This window comes from Psychrobacter sp. NPDC078929, assembly GCF_050267985.1.
Taxonomy (GTDB): Bacteria; Pseudomonadota; Gammaproteobacteria; order Pseudomonadales; family Moraxellaceae; genus Psychrobacter.
In genome coordinates, this window is sequence record NZ_JBNNFX010000051.1 from 1 (window position 1) to 2,498 (window position 2,498).

At 34.9% G+C, this 2,498-nt stretch carries 2 protein-coding genes; both read left to right on the forward strand.

Annotation, left to right across the window (positions count from 1 at the left end):
- Positions 1-85 precede the first annotated feature (85 nt).
- On the forward strand, positions 86-1,759 hold the full coding sequence (locus ACQKCG_RS13810) for a hypothetical protein (protein ID WP_427585492.1): 1,674 nt from the start codon (positions 86-88) through the stop codon (positions 1,757-1,759).
- A 95-nt stretch (positions 1,760-1,854) separates the two neighbouring features.
- On the forward strand, positions 1,855-2,498 hold a 644-nt coding region (locus ACQKCG_RS13815), incomplete at its 3' end, for an IS256 family transposase (RefSeq protein WP_427585493.1).

Sequence of the window (2,498 nt, forward strand, 5' to 3'; positions counted from 1 at the left end):
GTTTGCGATAATCTAGGGAGTAAGTCATGGTTATTTATTGTGGTAATCGTTTAGTTGATTTATTTTATAACATTTTTGTGGTCAGGTGACTATAGCACAATTTCCGTCACAAGGTGATTTACTTAAGTTTATTTATAATGCAACAGGCATTATCCCATCTAAGAAAAAGTTCATCATCGATATTGATGTGGACGATAAAAGTTTACATAAAAGTCTTGATAGACTAGCTAAAGAAGAAGGTGATTTCTTAAAGAATTCTGAACAATATATTAGCGAGTTCAGGTCAGCAATATATGGCTTGTTTACGAATGCCATGTATAGCGGTACATTGTATGATCCACTCGTAGAATTATTTCAAATATATACTCAGACTGTATTAACTGAGCATACTCATTTAGGAAAAAAAGAGTCGCTATACTATCTAATAAGTAAAGTTTTTTTATATCGAGCAACTCTTTCAGTTTTTAAATATAAGCAATATTATAGCGCTTTTTTTGATACTCCTATCTCATCCACTAATACATTTTGGTATCTAGAATATAAAGATACGACCCCATTATCTACTATTATTGAATGGATATATACTTGTGAAAATAAAAGCCAAGAAGAGTTTCATAACACTATTAATAACGGCGGCAACAAGGAGTTCGATCAAATTGAAAAAGATTTAGCTAACGTAAAAAACTGGGCAAGTGCGACAGTTAAGCTGCCACCATTTCCAAATATTCTAGATGTCTTTGATAGAGCTTTTAGGTTTCATAATATTGATGAGGATAGGAAGCAAAAATATAGATTTTTCTTATTGATAGCTAGGTTTTCTACCTACTGCTTAAAAAAAATGTATGACAACTATAAAGAAGAGGAAGTAACAGATTTATTAAATAAATTAAGGGGTTATTTTAAGTCAATAAATACTGATTTCCAAATAATTTTTTCAGCTGTTAATAATGATAAAAGCTATCAGGCAATAAATGCAGAGTTGCAAGAGACTACAGATAAAGGTTGGTTCAAAGTCACTTTAATAGACCAGTTTTTTAATAACTGCATAAAATCTGAAGAGTTTATTGCTAAAGGTCTTATGTGGGCCCAATCGAGATACCTTGAAGTGCATTCTGCCGATAATAACCAAAATCCTGATAAAGATATCTATAAGGTTCAACAAGACTTGTTGAATTTGTTGAAATCTAATAATGATGCACCTAGTTTTATAATTGAGTTTTTTCAAGGCATTATAGTCGAACCAAATATTAAAGATTATATGAAAAATATTGCAAACTGTATTGATGGTTATGAAATTCTAAAGCAGAAATCTGGCTATCAAAATTGGTTAAATGAGTATCAAGAAGTTGGTAATGATATTGTTTTCCCATGGTTAAAACATTGGATAGATGGTTTAAATTTCTACTATGATAAAGAGTTTGAACAATCGCTTGTGGCAATGAAACAAGCTTTTGAAACTATTAGATATTCAGCAGGTAATCGTCAAATCAAATTTATAGAAGACTATATGCTAGTAGCGTTATCACAGCCTAATAAGAATGGTAACCTACAAGGTTGGAAAGATTTTAAATTAGCATTCAAATGGGGTGTGTTTATGAATAATTTTGGTGCTTTTCCTGATTTTTATTCTGATAAAAGTGATGAAGAACTGAAAACTATGTTTAAGAAAAATAAGAAAGCATTTAAATCTTGCTCTACAAGCATCATGGATACTAGACTTTTAGCAAAACTGCTCTTTCATTGGAAATATGACACATAATCAAAAAAGTCTTTTAGAAAAAAAGGCAGCACCTCAAAAGAGCCTTTCCCAAACTCTGTGTAACTGCTTATAATCCACTAACAGGAGAATAAGCAATGACTAACCAATCTGACATCAAGAAACTGGCTGAGCAAATGGCCAGCAGCATGAAAAGCTTCGATGACATCAAAGACTTTCAAAAGCAGCTCATGCAGTCCTTCATCGACACTGCCCTAGAAGCAGAAATGGAAGAGCATCTCGGCTACCCCAAGCATGAAAAGGCAGACAGGCCTAATAAGCGCAATGGGCACACTAAAAAGACCGTCCGCAGTGACACAGGCGAGCTTGAGATCTCCACCCCAAGAGACCGTGATAGCAGCTTTGAGCCTGTACTTGTCAGTAAGCATCAAACCCGTATTAGTGGCCTTGATGACAAGATCATATTCCTTTATGCCAAAGGTCAAACCACCACCGAGATTGTAGAGAGCATTAAAGAGCTCTACGATGTCGATATCTCAAGCTCTCTTGTCTCAAGAGTCACCGATAATATATTAGATGACATCACCGCTTGGCAGAACAGACCCCTTAGTAGCATCTATCCTATTGTCTACTTAGACTGCATTGTCGTCAAAGTTCGTCAGGACAAGCAGATCATCAACAAAGCTATCTATCTGGCCTTAGGCGTTGCTCTTGATGGTAAAAAAGAGCTGCTTGGCATGTGGCTATCAGAGAACGAGGGCGCTAAATTCTGGCTTGGTGT